The organism is Arenibaculum pallidiluteum (genome assembly GCF_017355985.1).
GTDB classification, from domain to species: Bacteria; Pseudomonadota; Alphaproteobacteria; order Azospirillales; family Azospirillaceae; genus Arenibaculum; species Arenibaculum pallidiluteum.
Genome location: NZ_JAFIQU010000003.1, coordinates 191,039 through 212,919, shown reverse-complemented (window position 1 = coordinate 212,919; position 21,881 = coordinate 191,039). Strand labels below are relative to the sequence as shown.

General features: G+C 69.4%; 20 protein-coding genes. 13 read left to right on the top strand and 7 right to left on the bottom strand.

Annotated elements, in window-relative coordinates; genetic code table 11:
• Position 1 precedes the first annotated feature (1 nt).
• The 8 genes from JUB13_RS08100 to JUB13_RS08065 all read left to right on the top strand — a co-directional run bounded on the left by JUB13_RS08100 (position 2) and on the right by JUB13_RS08065 (position 9,610).
• Positions 2–1,324 carry a glycosyltransferase family 4 protein gene (locus JUB13_RS08100; RefSeq protein ID WP_207478295.1) on the top strand — a complete coding sequence of 441 codons (1,323 nt, stop codon included), beginning with the start codon at positions 2–4 and terminating at the stop codon, positions 1,322–1,324.
• Positions 1,325–1,506: 182 nt separating this feature from the next.
• Positions 1,507–2,694: a polysaccharide pyruvyl transferase family protein gene (locus JUB13_RS08095; protein ID WP_207478294.1), complete on the top strand. Its 1,188-nt coding sequence runs from the start codon at positions 1,507–1,509 to the stop codon at positions 2,692–2,694.
• A 58-nt stretch (positions 2,695–2,752) separates the two neighbouring features.
• Positions 2,753–3,487: a hypothetical protein gene (locus JUB13_RS08090; protein WP_207478293.1), complete on the top strand. Its 735-nt coding sequence runs from the start codon at positions 2,753–2,755 to the stop codon at positions 3,485–3,487.
• Positions 3,488–3,597: 110 nt separating this feature from the next.
• Positions 3,598–4,488, top strand: coding sequence for a DMT family transporter (locus JUB13_RS08085; RefSeq protein WP_207478292.1), 891 nt, complete (start codon positions 3,598–3,600; stop codon positions 4,486–4,488).
• A 75-nt stretch (positions 4,489–4,563) separates the two neighbouring features.
• Positions 4,564–5,319, top strand: a complete 756-nt coding sequence (gene pdeM / locus JUB13_RS08080; RefSeq protein ID WP_207478291.1) for a ligase-associated DNA damage response endonuclease PdeM — start codon at positions 4,564–4,566, stop codon at positions 5,317–5,319.
• 54 nt (positions 5,320–5,373) lie between these two features.
• Complete coding sequence (gene thiM / locus JUB13_RS08075) at positions 5,374–6,183, top strand: hydroxyethylthiazole kinase (protein ID WP_207478290.1); 810 nt, start codon at positions 5,374–5,376, stop codon at positions 6,181–6,183.
• A 141-nt stretch (positions 6,184–6,324) separates the two neighbouring features.
• Positions 6,325–8,334, top strand: coding sequence for a PhoX family protein (locus JUB13_RS08070; protein WP_236024819.1), 2,010 nt, complete (start codon positions 6,325–6,327; stop codon positions 8,332–8,334).
• Positions 8,335–8,455: 121 nt separating this feature from the next.
• Complete coding sequence (locus tag JUB13_RS08065; RefSeq protein WP_207478289.1) at positions 8,456–9,610, top strand: CobW family GTP-binding protein; 1,155 nt, start codon at positions 8,456–8,458, stop codon at positions 9,608–9,610.
• 340 nt (positions 9,611–9,950) lie between these two features.
• Here the strand turns inward: JUB13_RS08065 and JUB13_RS08060 are convergent, their stop codons facing one another.
• The 5 genes from JUB13_RS08060 to pdxH form a co-directional block, all read right to left on the bottom strand.
• The gene (locus tag JUB13_RS08060) at positions 9,951–10,778 is read right to left on the bottom strand and encodes an MBL fold metallo-hydrolase (protein WP_207478288.1); all 828 of its coding nucleotides are present in this window, start codon (positions 10,776–10,778) and stop codon (positions 9,951–9,953) included.
• Between the two features lie 151 nt (positions 10,779–10,929).
• On the bottom strand, positions 10,930–12,312 hold the full coding sequence (locus JUB13_RS08055) for a methyl-accepting chemotaxis protein (RefSeq protein WP_236024818.1): 1,383 nt from the start codon (positions 12,310–12,312) through the stop codon (positions 10,930–10,932).
• A 112-nt stretch (positions 12,313–12,424) separates the two neighbouring features.
• The gene (locus tag JUB13_RS08050) at positions 12,425–12,787 is read right to left on the bottom strand and encodes a hypothetical protein (protein WP_207478286.1); all 363 of its coding nucleotides are present in this window, start codon (positions 12,785–12,787) and stop codon (positions 12,425–12,427) included.
• Positions 12,788–12,821: 34 nt separating this feature from the next.
• Positions 12,822–13,760 carry a cation diffusion facilitator family transporter gene (locus JUB13_RS08045; RefSeq protein ID WP_207478285.1) on the bottom strand — a complete coding sequence of 313 codons (939 nt, stop codon included), beginning with the start codon at positions 13,758–13,760 and terminating at the stop codon, positions 12,822–12,824.
• Between the two features lie 60 nt (positions 13,761–13,820).
• On the bottom strand, positions 13,821–14,417 hold the full coding sequence (gene pdxH, locus JUB13_RS08040; protein WP_207478284.1) for a pyridoxamine 5'-phosphate oxidase: 597 nt from the start codon (positions 14,415–14,417) through the stop codon (positions 13,821–13,823).
• 149 nt (positions 14,418–14,566) lie between these two features.
• Between pdxH and JUB13_RS08035 the strand changes: the two genes are divergently transcribed.
• Both JUB13_RS08035 and JUB13_RS08030 read left to right on the top strand, forming a co-directional pair.
• Positions 14,567–15,058, top strand: a complete 492-nt coding sequence (locus JUB13_RS08035) for an RT0821/Lpp0805 family surface protein (RefSeq protein WP_328702906.1) — start codon at positions 14,567–14,569, stop codon at positions 15,056–15,058.
• A gap of 46 nt (positions 15,059–15,104) precedes the next feature.
• Positions 15,105–16,013 carry a DnaJ C-terminal domain-containing protein gene (locus JUB13_RS08030; protein ID WP_207478283.1) on the top strand — a complete coding sequence of 303 codons (909 nt, stop codon included), beginning with the start codon at positions 15,105–15,107 and terminating at the stop codon, positions 16,011–16,013.
• Positions 16,014–16,031: 18 nt separating this feature from the next.
• Here the strand turns inward: JUB13_RS08030 and JUB13_RS08025 are convergent, their stop codons facing one another.
• On the bottom strand, positions 16,032–17,360 hold the full coding sequence (locus JUB13_RS08025) for a YihY family inner membrane protein (RefSeq protein WP_207478282.1): 1,329 nt from the start codon (positions 17,358–17,360) through the stop codon (positions 16,032–16,034).
• 101 nt (positions 17,361–17,461) lie between these two features.
• Between JUB13_RS08025 and fabI the strand changes: the two genes are divergently transcribed.
• The 3 genes from fabI (at position 17,462) to JUB13_RS08010 (ending at position 20,985) form a co-directional block, all read left to right on the top strand.
• Positions 17,462–18,307 (top strand): enoyl-ACP reductase FabI, encoded by an 846-nt coding sequence (gene fabI / locus JUB13_RS08020; RefSeq protein ID WP_207478281.1) that lies wholly within the window; start codon positions 17,462–17,464, stop codon positions 18,305–18,307.
• 4 nt (positions 18,308–18,311) lie between these two features.
• Positions 18,312–19,385, top strand: a complete 1,074-nt coding sequence (aroC, locus tag JUB13_RS08015) for a chorismate synthase (protein ID WP_207478280.1) — start codon at positions 18,312–18,314, stop codon at positions 19,383–19,385.
• Positions 19,386–19,470: 85 nt separating this feature from the next.
• Positions 19,471–20,985, top strand: a complete 1,515-nt coding sequence (locus JUB13_RS08010) for a S10 family peptidase (RefSeq protein WP_207478279.1) — start codon at positions 19,471–19,473, stop codon at positions 20,983–20,985.
• A gap of 34 nt (positions 20,986–21,019) precedes the next feature.
• Here the strand turns inward: JUB13_RS08010 and JUB13_RS08005 are convergent, their stop codons facing one another.
• Positions 21,020–21,679: an exopolysaccharide biosynthesis protein gene (locus JUB13_RS08005; protein WP_207478278.1), complete on the bottom strand. Its 660-nt coding sequence runs from the start codon at positions 21,677–21,679 to the stop codon at positions 21,020–21,022.
• Positions 21,680–21,881 lie beyond the last annotated feature (202 nt).

Genomic DNA, 21,881 nt, shown 5'->3' with positions numbered 1-21,881 from the left:
GATGACCCAGACCAAGCGAGCCCTGATCGTCAGCCACGGGCATCCCGCCTTCTCCCTCGGCGGGGCCGAGGTGGCCTCCTACAACCTTTTCCAGGGCCTGGACGAGCTGCCGGGCTGGGAGGCCCACTATCTTGCCCGGACGGCGCCCCCGGTGGCGCCACACCGCGGCTCGGCCCTGATGACCCTGCGCCAGAAGGAGCGCGAGGTCCTCTATTACGCCAACGACTATGACCATTTCCGCTGCTCGAACCGGAACCTGCCCGGGATCGAGCGCGACTTCGTACGCTACGTCCGCGACCTGCAGCCCGACGTCATCAACTTCCACCATTTCCTGGGCCTCGGGGTCGAGACGATCCACGCGCTCAAGCGCGAGCTTCCGCGCGTGCCTATCGTCGTGACCTTCCACGAATACCTGTCGATCTGCCATCACCACGGGCAGATGGTGAAGACCACCCGGAACACGCTGTGCTACCGGGCCACGCCGGCGGACTGCGCCGGCTGCTTCCCGCAGCTCGGACAGTCCCAGTTCTTCCGTCGCGAGCTGTTCCTGAAGACCTTCCTGGAGCAGGCGGACTTCTACCTGAGCCCGAGCCAGTTCCTGATCGACCGCTACGTCGACTGGGGCCTGCCACGGGAGAAGTTCCTCATGATCGAGAACGGCCTGACCGTCGAGGACATTGCCCCTCCCCGGCCGCTGCCGCGTGGTGGAAAGCGCAACCGCTTCGCCTTCTTCGGCCAACTCACCGAGTTCAAGGGCGCCCACCTGCTCGTGGAGGCGGTCTCCCGCGTCTCGGAAAAGGCCTGGGGCGAGGACGGCGCGCTGATGATCTTCGGCGGCAATCTCGAGCGCCAGCCGGAAGCCTATCAGAAGCGCTTCCTGGAGATCACCGAGAAGGCCGGCGATCGCGTTCGGTTCTACGGCAGCTATCGCTCGGCCGAGCTGCCGGGCCTCATGAAGGACGCGGACTGGGTGGTGATCCCCTCGATCTGGTGGGAGAATTCCCCCGTGGTGATCCAGGAGGCGTTCCTGCACGGGCGCCCGGTGATCTCCAGCAACATCGGGGGCATGGCCGAGAAGGTCACCCACGGTGTCGACGGGCTGAACTTCCGCAATGCCAGCGTCGAGGACCTGGTCGACCGCCTGACAGAGGCGCTGACCACCCCCGACCTGTGGGACCGTCTCCGCGCGCGCATCCGGCGCCCCATCGATCGCGCCGAATGCGCGCGCCGCCACGTCGCGGTCTTCGATCGCCTTCTGGCCGGCGAGGCCCGGCGCGAGGGCGCCGCGATCGCGCCGGCCCGCGCCGTCGCCCAGCGGTCGTAACAAAGGCGGTCGTAACAAAGGCGGCCGTGACAAAGGCGGCCGTGACAAAGGCGGGCGGACCGGTCCGGCGCCCCCGCGCCGGGCCGCAAAGCCCTACAACTGCGCAGCACCGCCGGCGTCGCCATACGAACGCCGGGGAAAACCCCACTCGGAACCGTACCGCCACAGCTCTGGAGGCACCCTTGGCTAACATCCTGGTCATGATCCCGTCGGGCGAGGTCTACGACCACGACTGCGTGCGCTGGTACCGGCATACCGACATCCAGCGCAGCATCGACCACTATCACAACATCGGCGACGCCTTCGTCTACGACTCCTCCCTCAAGCTGCTGGCCTTCGACCGCCTCGACGTCCTCGAGGTCCGGGAATTCCGGCAGGAGGTCGTCGACCGGGTGAACGCGGAGTTCGACTACGTCTTCCTGCGCGGCTCCAACTACATCCACGCGCACATGCCCTGGCCCGAGGCCATCGAGCAGGTGCTCGCCAAGCTGAAGATCCCCGTGATCGCCTTCGGCGTCGGCGCCCAGGCGCCCGCCACCGGCAAGATCCAGCTCTCGGACGAGAGCCGGCGCATCTGGCAGGTCATCGCCGACAAGTCGACGACCCTCGGCGTGCGCGGCACCTACACGGCCGAGGTGCTCTGGGACCTCGGCATCAAGAACACGCGGATCGTCGGCTGCCCGACGGCCTTCCGCGCGCGCGACCCCGAGCTGCGCATCGACCTGCCGGACATCAACTCCGTGCGCAAGGTCGGCATCACGATGCGGCGCGAGGTCTCCAAGGCCTATTCGCCCGACGTGCAGACCTATCTCAGCGTCCACCGCGACTTCGTGAAGGACATGTCGCGGCGCTTCGAGACCGTGCTGATGATGCAGGGCGAGGTCGAGGAGAAGAAGCTGCTCTGGGGCACCGAGGAGCAGAAGGCCGAGGCGTGGGAGGCCCTGAATGGCCATGACTGGCTGAAGCAGTGGTTCTTCGACGACGAGATGCGCGCGCTGTACCGCGAGCGGCTCTGGTACTCGGACGTCGTCGCCGAATGGGAGGCGCTGGTGCGCTCCAAGGACCTGGTCCTCGGCTACCGGCTGCACGGCAACCTGATGGCGCTCTCCAACGGCGTTCCGTCGGTCTACTTCAGCTACGACAGCCGCACCAAGGAGTTCGCGGAGACGTTCCAGATCCCCTGCTACGACGTCTACAGCGGGAGGCCCTTCTCCCTCGAGGAGTATTGGGACCAGTCCCTGTTCGAGCGGTTCAACCGCACCTACTACATGCGCTACCGCGACATGCGGGAGTTCCTGGACGAGAACTACATCCCGCACCGCATGCCGCATCCGTCCGCGCGGCGCCCGGCCGAACGGCAGGTGGCCTGATCGGCCGAAGGGGGCGCCGGCTTCGGCGCCCCCGCCCTTCCACAGCACCGGGACCGTCATGTCAGCTCTTGCGAAACCGCCCGAGGCTCAGCCCGAGATCGAGGGCCGCGTGGACGCCGTCGCCAACGGCCGTGTCTACGGTTGGGCCTGGGACCGCTCAGTTCCAGGGACGCGCCTCGAGATCCAGGTGCGCCTGCCCGGGCCGGACGGAGGCCGCCTGCTCGCCTCGGGCCTTGCCGACCTCGCGCGCGAGGATCTCGGCGCCAACGGCGTCGGCGACGGGCGCCATGCCTTCGAACTCGCCCTGCTCGCTGAGGCACCCGCGGATCCCGCGGCGCTGCTGGTGGTGGCGCGCGATGCCGGCACGGGCGCGGAGCTCGTCCTGCAGCACCCCAGCGAGCCCGAGCGGCTGCTGGAGCAGGCTGTATCGCCGCATCTGCTGCGCCTGACCGCGGCGCTGGAGGCCTCCCGCGCCGAGCAGCAGCGCCTGGCAGCTCGCCAGCAAGGCCTGGCCCGCGGCATCGCGGAGATCCAGGAGCGCATGCGCGCGGGTTCTGGCAGCGACGCGCGGCTGGATCGCATGGCCACTGACCTCGGCGAGCTGCGCGAGCGCGTCGCCGGGCTCGACATCGTTCTGGTGCGCATGGACCAGACGCTCCGCGAGCTCGCGGAGCTCGGCCGCAAGGAAGGGTCCGAGGGGCGCGCCATGCGCGGCGTCGCGCTGGCGGCCCTCGGCGTTGGCCTTGCCGTCGGGCTCGTAGGGCTGGTGATCCTGCGCGCCAGCCTCGGCTGAGCCCCTCCGACCGCCCGCCGACCCGCGGAAATGGCGGGGCTGCCCTTCCCGTGCTTGAGGGAGGAAGCGTCGCAGACGTATCTAGAGCTCCCGTCATTCCACGAGACCCGATGTCCCGGACCACTGCGAATCTCCTGCTGCTTCTGGCAGCGGCCATCTGGGGCACGGCCTTCGTCGCCCAGAAGCTCGGCGCCGAGCATCTCGGCCCCATGCTGTTCACGGGGCTGCGCTTTCTCGTGGGCGCCCTGGTCGTGCTGCCACTCGCCCTTCGCGAGGCGCGCCGAGCGCGCTGGAGCCGCGCCGACTGGGGCGGAATGGCGGCCACAGGCGGCGCGCTGTTCTGCGGCGCCGCCTGCCAGCAGATCGGCATCGGCATGACGACGGCCACCAATGCCGGCTTCCTGACCGCGCTGTACGTCCCGCTGGTTCCGCTGATCGGGCTCCTTGCGCTCAGGATGCCGCCGCATCCCGTTGTCTGGCCGGCGGCAGCCGGCAGCCTCGTGGGCACCTGGATGCTCGGCGGTGGCGGCACCGTCGCGCTGGCCGCCGGGGATCTCTGGGTCATGGTCTCCGCCGTCTTCTGGGCGCTGCACGTGATCCTGGTCGGCAGCATGGCCGCCCGCACCGGCGCCCCGGTCCTGGTCGCGGCGGTGCAGTTCCTGGTCTGCGGTGCTCTAAGCACCGCCGTCGGCCTGGCGACCGAGGCCGCCGACCTTGCCGCCGTGCAGGCGGCGGGAGGCGCCATCCTTTACGTCGGGGTCCTTTCGGTGGGCATCGCCTTCACCCTGCAGGTAGTCGGACAGCACCACGCTCCTGCCTCGGACGCGGCCGTGATCATCAGCTCGGAATCCGTTTTCGCCGCGGCGGCGGGCGCGCTCGTCCTGGGTGAGCGGCTGACCTCCCTGCAGCTCGCCGGCTGCGCATTGATCATGACCTGCATCCTGGCGGTCCAGCTCCTGCCCGGGCGACGCGGCGCCGAACGGGCGGCCGAAGCCGGCTGAGCCACGCGCCGGGGCTTGCCTGCACGGGCTCGCCAGGGCATGGTGCGCACCCGGAACGAAACGTGATCACCAGGCATGTCGCAGCAGGTCCTGACCATCAACGGCGCGGCGCTCGTGGCCGACCTGTCGGGGGCTTTATCATGGCCGGAACGGCGCCTGGTGGCCGTCGCCGACCTCCATCTCGAGAAAGGGTCGGGCTTCGCCGGGCGCGGCCAGCTCCTTCCGCCTTACGACACGGCGGCCACGCTGGACCGGCTCGAGGAGGTCCTCGGCCGCCTGCGGCCCGAGACCGTCGTCTGTCTCGGCGACAGCTTCCATGACCGCGGGGCGGCGGCCCGAATGGGCCGCGACGACCGGCGGCGGCTCGCAGCGCTGTGCAGCGGCCACGACTGGATCTGGATCGCCGGCAACCATGACCCCGATGCGCCGGACGATCTCGACGGGCGCGCGACGGCCGAGCTGGTGCTTGGCCCGCTCGTCTTCCGCCACGAGGGACGCGCTGGCGCCGTGGGCGAGATCTCCGGCCATCTGCACCCGGTAGCCGCCGTGCGGGTCCGGGGGCGGCGCATTCGGCTGCGCTGCTTCGCCGAGGACGGATTGCGCGCGGTCCTGCCGGCCTTCGGCGCCTATACGGGCGGGCTGAACGTCCTGGACGGCGCCTATGCTCCCCTGCTGGGGGCGCGGTTCACGGCGCACCTGCTGGGACGCGAACGTGTCTTCGCCCTTCCATCGGCGCGGCTGGAAGGGGATTCGGCAGGGCTCCCCAGGCAGGGGACCTCGCCGCCGGAGTCCCGGTGCACGAAGGGATCTGGCACAAACGGGTTTGATTGATCTCCGGCAGACGTTACCAAGTGGCCATTGGGGAACCGACGGGGGGATCGCGCCATGGACGCCGCCAAGGCCGCCGAGCTGCTGGACCGCATGTGCCGGCGCAGACCGCTGATCCAGAACATCACGAACTACGTCTCCATGGACATTGCAGCCAACGTCCTGCTGGCGGCCGGGGCCTCGCCGGCAATGGTCCATGCCGCCGAGGAGGCTGGCGACTTCGTGGCGCTCGCGGACTCCCTCGTCGTGAACATCGGGACCCTGTCTCCGGCCTGGGTCGAGGGCATGCGCGTCGCCGCGGACCGCGCCTCGGCGCTGGGCAAGCCCTGGGTCCTCGACCCGGTCGGCGTCGGAGCGACGCGCCTGCGCGACGTCGCTGCCGCAGACCTGCTGGGCCGCCGGCCTTCCGTGGTGCGCGGCAACGCCTCGGAGATCCTGTCCCTGGCCCAGGGTTTCGGAACGCCGCATGGCGTGGATTCGGCCCATGACTCCGCCGACGCCGTCGATGCCGCGCGGCGCCTGGCGGCCCATTCCGGCGCGGTGGTGGCGGTCACCGGGCGCGTCGACTACGTCACCGACGGGACACGGCTCGTCGCCGTGGAGGGCGGCTCCCCGCTGATGACGCTGGTGACCGCGGTCGGCTGCTCCGTCTCGGCCCTGGTTGCCGCCTTCCTGCCCGTGGCCGAGGACCCGCTCGAGGGTTCCGCCGCCGCACTGGCCTTCGCCGCCGTGACAGGCGAGTCCGCAGCGGCCGGGGAGCCCGGACCGGGCACCTTCCGGGTGCGCTGGATCGATGCACTGCACGCTCTTGGCCCGGATGATCTCGGAACTCGGGCACGGATCCGGCGCCTGCCAGACCTCGTTTGAGACGGCACCCGATGCGACGGCCCGATTTCATCGGGCCGTCACACGGCCGCAACCGAAGCGTCACATCGCCTGCCTATGGTCCCGCCGTGCGCGGCCGGGCTCGCCTGTCCGCGCGGACGGCAAGACGGGAGGCTCCGGGACATGGACCGCGATATCGAGAACATGACGCGCTCGATGGCGTTCGAAGCGGATGAGGACAACGGCAGGAACGAATCGCCGAACGACACCCTGGGCGACATCATCACCCGCCGCTTCGGCCGGCGCGATGCGCTGAAGGGTTCGCTGGCGGTCGCCGCCATCGCGGCGACCTTCGGCCCGCTCTCTGCACTGGTGGGCTCCCGTCCGGCGGCAGCCCAGGCCGGTAAGTCCGCCTTCAGCTTCCCCGAAGTAGCGCGCGGCGTCGGCCGCGACCATGCGGTCGCCGAGGGCTACAGCGCCGATGTCCTGATCCGCTGGGGTGATCCGGTCCTGCCGGGGGCGCCTGCCTTCGATCCCATGAAGCAGAGCGCCGAGGCCCAGAAGAAGCAGTTCGGCTACAACAACGACTTCGTCGGCTACGCGCCGCTGCCCGCCGGCTCGACCAGCGCCGAGAACGGGCTCCTCTGCGTGAACCACGAGTACACCGACGAGGAGGTGATGTTCCCCGGCGTCGGCGTGGACCAGCAGTCCAAGGAAGCGAACTTCAAGGCCATGACCCGCGAGCTCGTGGACATCGAGCTGGCGGCCCATGGCGGCTCGGTCGTCGAGATCCGCAAGAGCGGCGGCAAGTGGCAGGTGGTGGCCGACAGCCGCTACAACCGCCGCATCACCGGCAGCGACACCGAGTTTGAGATCACCGGGCCCGCGGCCGGCCACGACCGCCTGAAGACCAAGGCCGATCCTGCCGGCCGCAAGGTCGTCGGCATGCTGAACAACTGCGCCGGCGGCATGACCCCCTGGGGAACCTGGCTCTCGGCCGAGGAGAACATCAACGGCTATTTCTGGGGCAAGCTCGAGGACGGGCATCCCGAGACGGCCAACCACAAGCGCATGGGCGTGCCGGGCGCCTGGTACAACTGGGGCGCCTATTACGACCGCTTCGACGTCAGCAAGGAGCCGAACGAGGCGAACCGCTTCGGCTGGATCGTCGAGATCGATCCCTACGACCCGACCTCGACGCCCAAGAAGCGCACCGCCCTGGGCCGCTTCAAGCACGAGGGAGCGGACAACGTCGTCAACAAGGACGGCCGCGTCGTCATCTATACCGGCGACGATGAGCGCTTCGAGTACGCCTACAAGTTCGTGACCGAAGGGCGCTTCAACCCCAGCGACCGCCGCGCGAACATGGACCTGCTGGACCGCGGCACGCTCTACGTCGCCCGGTTCGATGCCGACGGCACGGGCACCTGGCTGCCTCTGGTCCATGGCCAGGGACCGCTGACGGCGGCCAACGGCTTCAACAGCCAGGCCGACGTCCTGATCGAGGCCCGCCGCGCCTCCGACCTGCTCGGCGCCACCAAGATGGACCGGCCCGAGGACATCGGGCCCAACGCGCGGACCGGCAAGGTCTATGTGATGCTGACCAACAACACGCGCCGCAAGGCCGACCAGGTGGACGCCGTCAATCCCCGCCCCGACAACGCCTTCGGCCACGTGGTCGAGATCGCTGAGGAGGGCGGCGACTTCGCCGCCACCCGGTTCGCTTGGAACGTGCTCGTGCAGGCGGGCGACCCGGGCGTCGCGGCGGTCGGCGCGACCTTCAATCCCGCGACCACCCAGAACGGATGGTTCGGAATGCCCGACAACTGCGCCATCGACGGCCAGGGGCGGCTCTGGATCACCACGGACGGCATGGGCTTCAAGGACACCAAGTGCACCGACGGCGTCTGGGCCATGGAGACCGACGGGGCGCTGCGCGGCACCTCGAAGCTGTTCTACCGGGTGCCCGTAGGCGCCGAGATGTGCGGTCCCTGCTTCGTGCCGGACGACCGCACGCTCTTCGTCGCGGTCCAGCATCCCGCGACGGACAACGTCAAGGACTGGCCCGAATTCGGCAAGCTGTCCTCCTTCGAGGATCCGGCGACCCGCTGGCCGGACTTCAAGGACGGCATGCCGCCGCGTCCCGCCGTCGTGGCGATCACGAAGAAGGACGGCGGCATCATCGGCTCATGAATGCGAGCCCTGGCTTCGGTCGGGGCAGCACCGCACGGCAGGCAGGGCGGCCCCGCAGGGCCGCCCTTCTCGTTCCGGGCCGACGGTGCCATCTTGAGCGGGAACGACACCGGAGTCCCAAGTGAGCACCGATACCTTCGGCACGGGCGGGCGGCTGCCCGTCACGGTCCTGACCGGCTTTCTCGGCGCCGGCAAGACGACTCTGCTGGACCGGCTCGTCCGCCATCCCGCCCTTTCGCGGGCGGCCGTGGTGATCAACGAGTTCGGCGAGACCGGGCTCGATCATCTTCTGGTCGCCACGAGCTCGGAGAACACGATCCTCCTCAACAGCGGCTGCCTGTGCTGCACCGTGCGCGGCGATCTCGTCGACACGCTGCGCGACCTCTTCATGAAGCGCGTCCGCGGCCAAGTCCCGGAATTCGACCGCGTTGTGATCGAGACGACGGGGCTGGCCGATCCCGCGCCGGTCCTGCATACGCTGATGAGCGATCCCCTGATCTCCGCCCGCTTCCGCCTGGACGGGGTCGTCACGCTGGTAGATGCGGTGCATGGGGCGGGCCAGCTCGACCGCCATTCCGAGAGCCTCAAGCAGGCAGCGGTCGCCGACCGCATCGTGCTCAGCAAGACCGATCTTGCGGAACCCGCGGAGGTCGCGTCGCTGGAGGCGCGCCTGCGGGCGATCAACCCCGCGGCGCCGATCCTGCGGGCCGTGCGCGGCGAGATCGATCCGGAGCTGCTCCTGAACGCGGGGCTCTTCGATCCCGCCAGCAAGACGCTGGACGTCCGGCGCTGGCTGGCGGCCGAGGCCTATGAAGGAGACGGCCACGGGCATCACGAACATGAGCATCACGGACATGGAGCGGATGGGCACGAGGCTGGCCACGCCCATCACGATCACCTCGAACGTCATGGACGTGAGCATGGGCACGGGCATGGCCATGACGTGAACCGGCACGATGCGCATATCCGCGCCTTCTGCCTGAGCTACGAGGAGCCCTTCTCCTGGGACGAGTTCGCGGGTTGGATCGATGCCCTGACCACGCTGCGCGGCGACGACGTGCTGCGCATCAAGGGTGTCCTGAACCTCCGCGAGACCGATCGCCCCGTGGTCGTGCACGGTGTCCAGCACGTCTTCCATCCGCCGGTCAGGCTGGCTGCCTGGCCCGACGAGGACAGGCGCTCGCGGATCGTCTTCATCGTCCGCGATCTCGGCGAGGAGACGATCGAGGCGCTGCGCCGGGCGCATATGTCCGGGGACCCCGCAGGGGCACGCTGATCCCGAGCGCATGAAAAAAGCGGCGGCCCCTTCAGAGGCCGCCGCAGTTCCTTCTCCCCTCCTCGAAATCGCCCGAACCGGTGCGCGGAACCGCGCTCCGGCGAAAGCGGCGGCGCTGGCGCCAGGGTACCGGCGGGCCGCTGAAGCGGTCGGAACCCCGACATCGACGCAGTTTTTAAGATAGCAACCGAATCATCGAAAAGGAAGATCGCTGAAGTAGACATGCACTGCATGCCAGTCGACATATCACCTTTATCAAGTCCTTGCTGACTGCTTTGATGAATTAGGAGGTAATCCGAGTTCCTTCGCGACCGCGGCACGAAAGCAACGGTGGCGCCGCTCAGTCCCGGAGGCGGATGCGCATTCCCTCGCGCGCGGCGAAGGCGGCCGGCCAGGCCGCGGTGGCCGCCCGCTCCAGCGCGGCCATCCCGGCATCGTCGCGATCAGGGTCGTGATGGAACAGCGCGAGCCGCCGCGCCCCCGCCAGCCGGCACAGCCGGACCCCTTCCTCCCAGGTGGAATGGCCCCAGCCCACGCGTTCCGACCATTCAGCCTCGGTATAGGTGCAGTCGTAGATCACCAGGTCGGCGCCTTCGATCAGGGACAGGACGTTGCCGTCGTCCTGGCCGGGCACGTGCTCGGTGTCAGTGACATAGGCGAGCGACGCGCCGTCGTAGTCGATCCGGAACCCGGTCGCGCCGTCGGGATGGTTGAGGGGGGCCGTCGCGATGCGCACCCCCTCCTCCGTGTCGAGCTGCGATCCCGGCACGAAGTCCTCGAAGCTCAGTTCCGCCTGCATCTCGCGCAGGGGTACCGGGAACAGCGGCGCCTCCATCTGCCCCGCCATGACACGGCGCAGCGGGGGCCCACCGTCGGGCCTGCCGCAGAGAACGCGGAAGCTGAAGTCGCTGGAATAGGCCGGCGCGAAGAACGGGAAGCCCGCGATGTGGTCGAGATGCAGATGGCTCAGCAGGATCAGGCCACGCCGCGGCCCGCCTTCCATCAGCGCCTTGCCGAGCCCCCTCAGCCCGGTCCCGCAGTCGAGCACGATCAGCCGGTCATCGAGCATCACCTCGACGCAGGGCGTATTGCCGCCATAGCCCATGTGATCGGGCGTGGGGCTCGGGACGGTTCCCCTCACACCCCAGAAGGTGACGTCAAAAGCCATCCAGGCCGGCCTGCATCCAGGTTCGGCTGGCAGCCTATCACTTCGGGGCAAGAACGGTTGTGACGAGGGTCACTGACCAGGCGGCGGCGCCCGACCCGGCATCCACGCCCCCCTGCCACGCCCCCTGGCCACGGCCGGGTCGCCCGCCCCGCTACGCCTTGTAGGCGAGCCGGAGGCCGCCCCAGTGCCGCCCGCCGATGATGATCGGCGCCGAGACGTCCTTCATCAGCGCGAACTGGCCGCCGCCCATGTCCCGGCGATAGGTCTGGAGCAGGAAAGGCTGCTGGTTGCGGCCGGCGGCAAGGCCGACGCGGTCTGCGAAGATGCGGCGGTTGCGGCAGTTGGCGGTGTTCCAGGCGCTGTCGCCGGGACGCTGCGGCTGCGAGAAGCGCCGGTTGTGCGTCGGAATATAGCCGTTCCGATCGATCGGCGCGCAGAATACGATCCGCGGATCCTCGGCGGCGACGCGCTCGATGATGTCGGGAACGACGCGGTCGCAGACCGACGTGAAGCGCGTCGTCACCTGCTGGGGATCGCTGCCGGGGACCGGCTGGTAGCTGGTATCGAACAGGTCGGACAGCGTCACCGTGCCTGTGTCCACGGCCTTCTGCAGCTCCGCCGAGACCTCGGCGGCAGCGGTCTTGACCAGCCGGATGAACAGAGAGTCAACCGTCTCCACGTCGAGCCCCGCCGTCACGCCGATCAGCCGCTCGCCGACGCCGAGCAGCTTGGCGATCCGGTCGCGGGCTGCCGCCAGGTCCTGCGAGGACAGGGAGACGTCGCTCGCCATCTCCTCGATCCGGGTCTGCACCTCGCGGGAGGTGTCGCCCATCTCGGCGGCCACGACGTCGATCCGGGTCGTCTCGCGATCGACCTCGTTCATGGCGCCGCCCACGGCATCCATCACGCCGCTGATGGTGACGGTCCCGTCGCTCACCGAGCGCGCCTTCTCCATGCTGGCCGCGCTTTCGCGGATCAGCACCTGGGCCTGCTCGGTCAGGTGGCGCAGCGTCGCGTCGATCTGCGACGTCGCTTCGCTGGTCTTGGACGCCAGGGCCTTCACCTCGCCCGCGACCACGGCGAAGCCGCGGCCCGCCTCGCCGGCGCGCGCGGCCTCGATCGTCGCGTTCAGCGCCAGCAGGTTCGTCTGCTTCGCGATCGCGGCGATCTCGGCGGCAACCTTGCCGATCCCGGTCAGGGCCTGCATCAGCCCGGCGATCTTGCCCTCCATCCCGGCGACGCCGTCCACGAGCCCACGGATCTCGTCGAGCGTCGTTCGGACCCGTTCGCGCGAGCCGTCGACCTCGGTCCGCGCGGTCGCGGCGACCGAGCGCACGGCCTTGGCGGCGCTGCCGATATCGGCGCTGCGCGAGGACATGACCGACGCGGCCTTCCGGATATCCGCGAAGATCTCGGCCTCGCGGCTCACGCGGGCGCTGACGTCCTCGACGTTCCCGCTGATGTCCACGAGTTCCATGCCAAGGGTGCCGGCCTCACGCGCGATCTGCTCGATCAGGAGGGCGCGGTCGTTCATCAGGGTATCCATGGCAGCACCGATCGCGTTCCGGGTTTGCTTAGCAAACAAATTCAACACAACCCCGGTTGGGAGTCCATTACACATAAAATGATAGCTATCGACGGGCGTCCTACTGCTTTTCGAGGATGCGCCAGGTCGACCCGTTGCGGCCGAGCTTCAGGCGCGCCTTTGCCGCCCGCTGGGAGAGCGTGCGCGCGCCACGGACCTCCACCATCACATCGAACTGGACCGAGACGACATAGACATCCGCGCTGTCGTGCACGCCTCCGAGCGTCTTCAGGTTCGCGATCCTGACGGCATCCGGCACGCCGGCCGTGCCGACGCGCATGCGATGCGCGCTGAGCTCCTGATTCGCCGCGCCTTCCAGGAGGCCGGCGATCATGGAATCAGGCGGCCGCTCCTCGGCACAGGCGCCGAGCAAGGAGGTTGCGGCAAGGGCAAGGACGAAGTCGCGGCGTCTCAGGACCGGCATCGCGCCAGCATGCCGCATTAAGCCTAATCCCGCGTTAACCAGCCGTCTTGCGCCCCCGCGCGATGCGCGCATCCAGCCGCTCGTCGTCGAGGCCGAAGGGCTCCTGGTGGACCATCACCTCCGCGCCCGGAAAGGCCGCCCGGATCAGCTCCTCGATCTCGTCGGTGACATGGTGCGCCTCGGCCACCGTGAGGTCCGGGTCGAGCTCGAGGTGCAGCTCGATGAAGGCATGGGTCCCGGTGTGGCGCGTGCGCAGGTCGTGCATACCCTGGGCGGCGGCGTGCCCCATAACGATCCGTCGCACCTCGCGGCGCTCGTCAGGGCCGAGCTCGCGGTCCATCAGCACATCCAGGGAGCCGCGCGCGATGCGCCAGGCGCCGGCCATCAGGTAAAGCGCGATCCCGATGCCGAAGAGCGGGTCGAAATAGGCCCACCCGGTCTGCTGCGTCAGCAGCAGCGCGCCGATCACCGCGAGGTTCATCAGAAGGTCGCCGCGGTAATGCAGGCTGTCCGCTCCGACGGCCAGCGATCCCGTGCGGCGCACCACATGGGCCTGGAAGCCGACGAGCGCGGCCGTGACCACGATGGCGCCCGCCATCACGACGATTCCGATGGTCTCGTCCGCGACGGGACGCGGGTCTGTCAGCCGATAGGCCGCCTCATAGCTCAGAAACAGGGCCGACCCCGTCACGAAGGCCGCCTGGGCAAGCGCAGCCAGGGGCTCCGCCTTGCCATGGCCGAACCGATGGGACCGGTCGGGCGGACGCAGGGCATGGCGCACGCCGATCAGGGTGACGACGGAAGCGAGAAGATCGGTGCTGCTGTCGATCAGAGAGGACAGGAGGCTCACGGAACCCGTCGACAGATAGGCCCCCAGCTTCGCGACGATCAGCGTCAGGGCCACCGCGACGCTGGCGTAGGTCGCCCAGCTCCGCAGGCGCTCCACGCCTGCCGGTCCCTCGGCGTTCGTCATTCGCAGCACATCCTCCGCCGTCCCGGGCCCCGCCCCGCTTGGCGTCTGCCTGAGGCCTCCTCAGGGATAGAGCTTTTCGGTCCTCCACGCAGCGGCCGGATCGTCGCGGGAGTAGACGAGCCGGTCGTGCAGCCTGAAGGCCTGGTCCTGCCAGAACTCGATGCGCCGCGGCACGACGCGGAAGCCGGACCAGTGCGGCGGACGCGGAACCTCGCCAAGTCCGAAGCGCGCCGTGAACTCGGCGACGCGCTTCTCCAGCGCCCAGCGGCCCTCGAGCGGGCGCGACTGCTCGGACGCCCAGGCGCCGATGCGCGAGGCTCGCGGACGCGACGCGAAATAGGCGTCGGCCTCGGCCGCGTCCACCGGCACCGCCTCGCCCTCCACCCGCACCTGGCGGCGCAGGCTCTTCCAATGCAGGCACAGCGCGACCTGGGGATTCTCGGCGATCTGCCGGCCCTTGCGGCTTTCCAGGTTCGTGTAGAACACGAAGCCGCCGGCGTCGTAGCCCTTCAGCAGGACCATGCGCACCGACGGCCGTCCCGCGGCATCCACAGTCGCCAGGGCCATGGCGTTGGGATCTGCAGGCTCGCTGCGCCCGGCCTCCTCGAACCACCGGCCGAACAGTTCGAACGGATCCTCGGCCGTGATATCACTCATCTGTGACGCCGGTCATAGTTGCAACTCGGGAAGTGCGTACCTTAATCCTGACAGGGCGAAAGTCCATGCCCGCCGACCGGCGGGCCGTCATCCTGCGGCGGCGGTCCGCCGCGGCGTTCATTCTTCGAGGCCAGAGACCCGTGAAGACGATCGTGAAATCCCTCCTGGCATCCGTCCTGGCCGTCTCGCTGCTCGCGGGCTGCGCTAACCAGGGCATGGGCGGCGGTATGGACGGAATGGGCACCAAGCAGGGCTTCGGAACCGTTGGCGGCGCCGTGCTGGGCGGCCTTGCCGGGTCGCGCTTCGGCGGCGGCACGGGCAAGCTCGTCGCGGTCGGTGCCGGCACGCTGCTGGGCGCCTTCCTGGGCAGCGAGATGGGCAAGTCCCTCGACCGCGCCGACCAGACCGCGATGCAGAATGCGGCCTACAGGTCCTACGCGGCGCCGGTGGGCCAGACCGTCCAGTGGAACAACCCCAACACCGGCAACCAGGGGACGTTCACGACCCTGCGCGACGGCCGCGACTCCTCCGGCAGCTATTGCCGTGAGTACCAGCAGACGATTACTGTGGGCGGACGGATGGAGCAGGGCCACGGCATCGCCTGCCAGCAGCCCGACGGATCCTGGAAGATCGTCAGCTGACCGTGGCCCGGGCGGCCGTCCGCACCCTTTCAGGACCAAGCCGCCCGTGGCCTCTCCGCGTGATCCCTACCTCGTCCTCGGCCTGAGCCGCACCGCCAGCGCCGAGGAGATCAAGGCCGCCTACCGCCGCCTTGCCAAGCAGTACCACCCCGACATGAATCCCGGCCGCGCCGACATCGAGCAGCGGTTCAAGGAGATCTCGTCGGCCTACAACCTGCTGTCCGATCCCGACAAGCGCGCCCGCTACGACCGCGGGGAGATCGATGCCCAGGGCAACGAGCGCGGCGGATTCGGACGCAGCTACGGCAGCGCCGGCGGAAGCCGCTCAGGCGGCTTCTCCTTCGACGACGACGATTTCCTGGACGGGCTCTTCGGGCGCCGCAAAACATCCGGGGCCGGCGCGTCCGGCTTCGGCAGCAAGCCGCGTGGCGCCGACATCAACTATTCCGTGACCGTGCCCTTCGTCGAGGCCGCGCTCGGCACGAAGCGCCGGATCAATCTCTCGACCGGGCGCAGCCTGGACGTGAACATTCCACCGGGGACCTCGGACCAGCAGAAGCTGCGCCTGAAGGGCCAGGGCACCGAGGGGGCCGGCGGCGCGGGCGACGCCATCATCGAGGTCCATGTCGAGCCGCACCCGTTCTTTACGCGCAAGGACCTGGACGTCCACCTGGAGATCCCGGTGAGCCTGCCCGAGGCGGTGCTGGGCGCTTCCATCAAGGTGCCGACCCTGGACGGGCAGGTGGCGGTGAAGGTGCCGCGCGGAGCCAACACCGGGACCCTGCTGCGACTCAAGGGAAAGGGCATCCGCAACGCCAAAGGCGACCTGCAGGGCGACCAGTACGTCAAGCTCAAGGTCGTGCTCCCCGACCCGCCCGACGCGGACCTGACCAAGTTCCTGGAATCCTGGGCCAAGGACCGCAGCTACGACGTCCGCAAGAAGGTCTTCGGCTGAGGGCGCCGCGGCCGGGCCTCAGCGCCGGCCGATGCGCGCCGCCAGGTCGTGTCGCACCTCGAGCTCGCGCGCGTCGGGCCCGCAGAGCAGTTCCTTGAGCGGGACGCCCAACGCGTCCCGGCCGAGATCGTCGGCCTGCTCCAGCAGCCGGGTCGCGCGCTCCAGCCAGGGGGCCTGCAGGGTCCGGAAGCTGCCGAGATTGCCGCGCATGCCGATGCCGAGCGAGCGCAGCAGGTCGTACAGCGTGCACTCCGACAGATCGCGGGTGTAGACCCAGGCGCCCTGGCGCGTGCGCGCGACCCAGTGCACCTGCTGGAGCTGCTCCAGGATGCCGTCCACCACCGCCGCGCCCACGGGAACGCGCCCGACCAGGGTCCGCCGCCGCATGCCGACACCGAGCTGGCTCGCCTCCAGGAGCTCCCTCAGGATCGCCAGGGCGACCACGACCCGATGCGCGGACAGCAGCCCCTCGGGGCCGATCTGGCTGCGGATCCCCGCCCTCCATTCCGGCAGCGCCGCGGCCACCTCGGCGCCGACCAGCACCGTCGACCAAGCGATGTAGAGCCACAGCAGGAAGATCGGGACGACGGACAGGGCGCCATAGATCGTCTGGTATGTCGGGAAGGCGGCCACGTACCAGCCGAACAGGGCCTTCGACGTCTCCAGCAGGACGGAGGCGGTGACGGCGCCGTAGAGGGCGTCCTGCCAGCGAATCTCGCGGCTCGGGATCAGCAGGTACAGCAGGAAGAAGCCGAAGGTCTCGAAAAGGCCAGGCAGGATGACGGCCCAGCCGAACCAGCGGCTGCCCACCACGCTGTCCAGGTGCAGCGTGGCATACAGCGTGCTGGAAAGGCTGAGGCTGGCGCCGAACAGCAGCGGCGTCAGGGTCAGGATCGTCCAGAACGCCAGGAGCCGGACGACGATCGAGCGCGGATCGGTGACGCGCCAGATCATCCGGAACGAGCCTTCGATGGTGTTGAACAGCAGCACTGCGGTCACTGCCAGGCCGATCACGCCGAAGCCGGTGAGCTGGCCCGCATTGGCCGTGAAGGTATTGAGATAGTCCAGGATGGCCTCGCCGACCTCGGGGACGAGGCTGCTCACCAGCAGCTTCTGGGCGTGCTCGCGCAGCGTCCCGTAGGCCGGAAAGGCCTGGAACACCGCGAAGAAGATCGTCATCAGCGGCACGATCGCCAGCAGCGCCGTGTAGGTCAGCGCCGAGGCGGTGGTCAGGCAGTCGTCCGCGATGAAGCGGCGCGTCAGATAGCTCAGGAAGCTCCAGATCACCCGGGGGGCCCGCTCGATCCGCGAGAGTCCCTCGGGAAGCATGTCGACGCCAAGCCTCATCTCGTCCTCCGGGACCTTCCCCGCGTTTGACCGGTCGGGCCTTTCGTGTAGGATGCCGGCCGCTTTCCGGTCCCATTCCGCACAGTCATCACGAGGCGTTGATGTCCAGTTCCACTCCGCTCATGGCAGGCAAGCGCGGCCTGATCATGGGCGTGGCCAATGATCGTTCCATTGCCTGGGGCATCGCCTCGACGCTCGCCGCCCACGGGGCCGAACTCGCCTTCACCTACCAGGGCGAGGCGCTGGAGAAGCGCGTACGCCCGCTGGCCGCCTCGGTGAACTCGCCCCTCGTGGTGCCCTGCGACGTGACCGACGAGTCGAGCCTCGACGCCACCTTCGAGGCCGTCCGGAACCTCTGGGGCGGCCTGGACTTCCTGGTTCATGCCATCGCCTTTTCCGACAAGAACGAACTCGACGGCCGGTACCTCAACACGAGCCGGACCAATTTTGCCAGAACCCTCGACATTTCCTGCTATTCCTTCACTGCCTGCGCGCAGCGCGCCGTGCCGCTGATGCGCGAGGGCGGCAGCCTGCTGACGCTCACATACTATGGCGCGGAGCGGGTGATGCCCCATTACAACGTGATGGGCGTCGCGAAGGCCGCACTCGAGGCTTCGGTCCGGTACCTCGCCGCCGATCTGGGGGCTGAGGGGATCCGCGTCAATGCGATCTCGGCAGGTCCCATCAAGACCCTGGCAGCCAGCGGCATCGGCGACTTCCGCTACATCCTGAAGTGGAACGAGCTGAACGCCCCGCTTCAGCGCAACGTCACCACCCAGGAAGTCGGCGGTTCCGCACTCTATCTGCTGAGCGATCTCGGCACCGGCGTCACCGGCGAGGTCCTGCACGTCGACGCGGGTTACCATGTCGTCGGCATGGTAGCCGTCGACAATGCGGCCGCCACCGCCCAGCTCCTGTCGGGCCTGGGGTCCGGCGAGAAGGCCTGAGCCCATGGCCGGCAACAGCTTCGGGACGCTGTTCCGCTTCACCACCTGGGGCGAGAGCCACGGGCCGGCGATCGGCGTCGTGGTGGACGGGATGCCCTCCCGCCTGCCGCTGTCCGAAGCGTACGTCCAGGAATTCCTGGACAAGCGCAAGCCCGGCCAGTCCCGCTTCACGACCCAGCGGCGCGAGCCCGATGCCGTGCGCATCCTGTCCGGCACCTTCGAAGGCCAGACGACGGGAACGCCGGTCTCGCTGCTGATCGAGAATACCGACCAGCGCTCCAAGGACTACAGCGAGATCGCGGGCAAGTTCCGTCCCGGGCACGCGGACTATACCTACTGGGCCAAGTACGGGATCCGCGACTACCGGGGCGGCGGCAGGGCTTCGGCCCGCGAGACCGCCTGCCGCGTCGCCGCCGGCGCGCTGGCGCGTCTGGTGCTCGGCGACAGCGTCTCGGTGCGCGGCGCCCTGGTGCAGGTCGGGCCGCATGCCATCGACCGGTCCCGCTGGGACTGGGACGAGGTCGGCCGGAACCCGTTCTTCTGCCCCGATGCGACAACAGCCGCCCAATGGTCGGACTACCTGGACGGCGTTCGCAAGGCCGGATCGTCGGTGGGCGCGGTGATCGAGGTGACCGCGACCGGCGTTCCCGCGGGCTGGGGCGAGCCGCTCTACGACAAGCTCGACGGGGACCTCGCGCGCGCAATGATGACGATCAACGCCGTCAAGGGCGTGGAGATCGGCAACGGCTTCGCGAGCGCCGCCCTGACGGGCGAGGAGAACGCGGACGAAATGCGCGGCACCGCGGAAGGCGGCGTCTCGTTCCTGTCCAACAACGCTGGCGGCATCCTGGGGGGCATCTCGACCGGCCAGGAGATCGTCGTACGCTTCGCGGTCAAACCGACGAGCTCGATCCTGACGCCGCGGCGCACCGTCACGACAGACGGCGCCGACACGGAGATCCTGACCAAGGGCCGGCACGACCCCTGCGTGGGCATCCGCGCCGTCCCCGTCGGCGAGGCCATGATGGCCTGCGTGCTGGCGGACCACCTGCTGCGCCACCGCGCACTCGCGGGGTGACGCGCGGGATGTCGGGCGGGGCGCGAACCGCCCGCTCCCGACCGGCCCGTCCGAACCGGCCCATTCCGCCCGGAGGAGGTCCGCCTTGCGCCTGCTCGTCCTGCTGCTTGCGCTGCTGCTGCCGGCCGTGCCACCTGCCCTTGCGCAGGAGCGCCCCTCCGAAGGCGCGGGGCCGCGCGACAATCCCCAGGCCGCCGCGATCGGCCCCGTCGAGATCCGCGGCGCGATCGACGCCGGCGGCCAGCGCATCGCCTACAGGGCGGTCGCCGAGAGCCTGCCGGTGACCAACGGGCGCGGCGAGGTTGCGGCGCGGATCTTCACGACCTCCTACACGGCCGAGGACGTCGGCGGCGCGCCCCGCCCCGTCACCTTCGTCTTCAACGGCGGGCCGGGCGCCGCCTCGGCCTTCCTGCACATGGGCGCCATGGGCCCCGTCGTGCTTGCGACGACGGAAGAGGGCCGGCTTGCGCCGCCGCCCGCACGGCTGCAGGACAACCCCGCCACCTGGCTCGCCTTCACCGACCTGGTCTTCGTCGATCCCGTCGGCACGGGCTACAGCCGCGCCGCACGCACTGGCGACGAGGCGGAGAGGCCGTTCTGGAGCGTCAGCGGCGACATCCGCAGCCTGAACGAGGTCCTGCGCCTTTGGCTGACGCGCGAAGGCCGGTGGTCCTCGCCGGTCTTCCTGGCCGGCGAGAGCTACGGTGGCTTCCGCGTCGCAAGGCTGGCCCGCAGCCTGGCCGAAGGCCCCGGGATCGCCGTCGCCGGCGTGATCATGATCTCTCCCGTCATCGAGTTCTCGACCATCGCGGGCAATCCCTACGATGTCATGTCCTGGGCGCTCGCGCTGCCGTCCATGGCCGCATCCGCGCGGGCGCTGGGTCGCGGCGACACCGCCATGGACCAGGCGGCCGTGGAGCGCTTCGCCCTTGGAGAATACCTGACGGGGATCGCCGCCATCGCGCCTCCCGGCGCGGGGCCGGACGAGGCGCTGGTGCGCCGCCTGTCGGCACTCCTCGGTCTGGAGCCTGACGTCGTGCGGCGTCACCATGGCCGGATTCCGATCCAGGTCTTCTCGGATCGCGTGCTCGGCGAGCCGGGTCGCGCGGTGAGCCTCTACGACGGGGCATATGCCGGTCCCGATCCCTACCCCGCCGGCGGACGTGGCCCCGACGTGCTGCTCGACGCGTCGATCGCGCCGGTCACCTCGGCCTTCGTCCAGCTCATGCGGGACCGGATGGGGCTGCGCACGGACGTGCCGTTCCTGCTGCTCGACCGGCGCCCGTCGAGAAACTGGGACTGGGAAGGCTCGCGCAACGAGGCCGGCGCCCTGGACCAGCTGGCGGAGGCGCTCGCGACCACGCCGGACCTGTCGGCCCTGGTGGTCCACGGCGAGACGGACCTCGTGACGCCATACATGGCCTCACGCTGGCTGATCGACAGGCTGGCCCTGCCCGAGGAGGTCCGAAGCCGCGTCCGTGTGGCCGTGCTGCAGGGCGGGCACATGATGTACTTCCGCCCCGCCGACCGCACTGCCCTGACCGAGGCGGCCCGGAGCTTCTACGCGGAGCGCCTGCCGCGTCCTGACGGCGCGCCCTGAGGGCGGCACCGCGCCGTCGGACCGCCCCTTCCGCTCAGGGTCCGATGAACGGCAGGCTCAGTCCCGCAGGGCTCGCGAGCGCCTGGCCCGCGGCGCTGATGCCGGCGAGAAAGACCGCGGTCGCGACGGCGGTCAGCACGCTCAGCGCCAGCCCGGCTATCATCATCACGCCGTCCCGCTCGACGAGGCCAAGCGCCAGGGCGACCAGCGCGAACGCCGGAAACCATCCCAGCAGCGGCACCGGGACGACGAGGATGATCCCGAGAACGACGCAGAGCGCGCCGATCAGCCGCTCCGCGAGGGCGCCGGTCAGAGGCAGCAGGCGCGGGCGGACCCAGCGCTCTGTCCGCTGAAGCATGCCGATGCAGCGCTGCAGCAGCCGGTCCGCCTTGTCGCGGCTCAGCCCCACGCGCAGCGCGAAGGCCGGCAGCCAGAGCCGTCGGCGACCCATGGCCATCTGCACCGCGATAAGCAGAAGCGGGATCTCCAGCACAGTCGCGACGCCGACGGGCACCGGAAGGATGTTGGGCAGCGAGACGATCAGCAGAAAGGCGCCGAAGGCGCGGTCGCCCAGCCGCTCCACGAGGGCGCCGAGCGTCACCCGGGCCGGTGGGAGGTCGTCGCGGAAATTTTCGAGGATGGCCGTTACCCGCCCTCCGGAGGATTCGGGGTCCACGGTCTCTTGCATGGTCATCGGAAGCGCTTCCACATCGCGGCGCAATCTAGTGTCTCCGTCCACGCCCCGCCATCCCCACCCGCGACGAAAGTCGCACAACTCGGCCGGATGTCTGCCTTGCGTTCATGATCCGGCACCAACATGATCTGCCGAACCAGCAAACACCTGCGGAACGGCATGGCCCCGGGACAATCCTGCGAGAACCGCCGTTTCCTGCGCC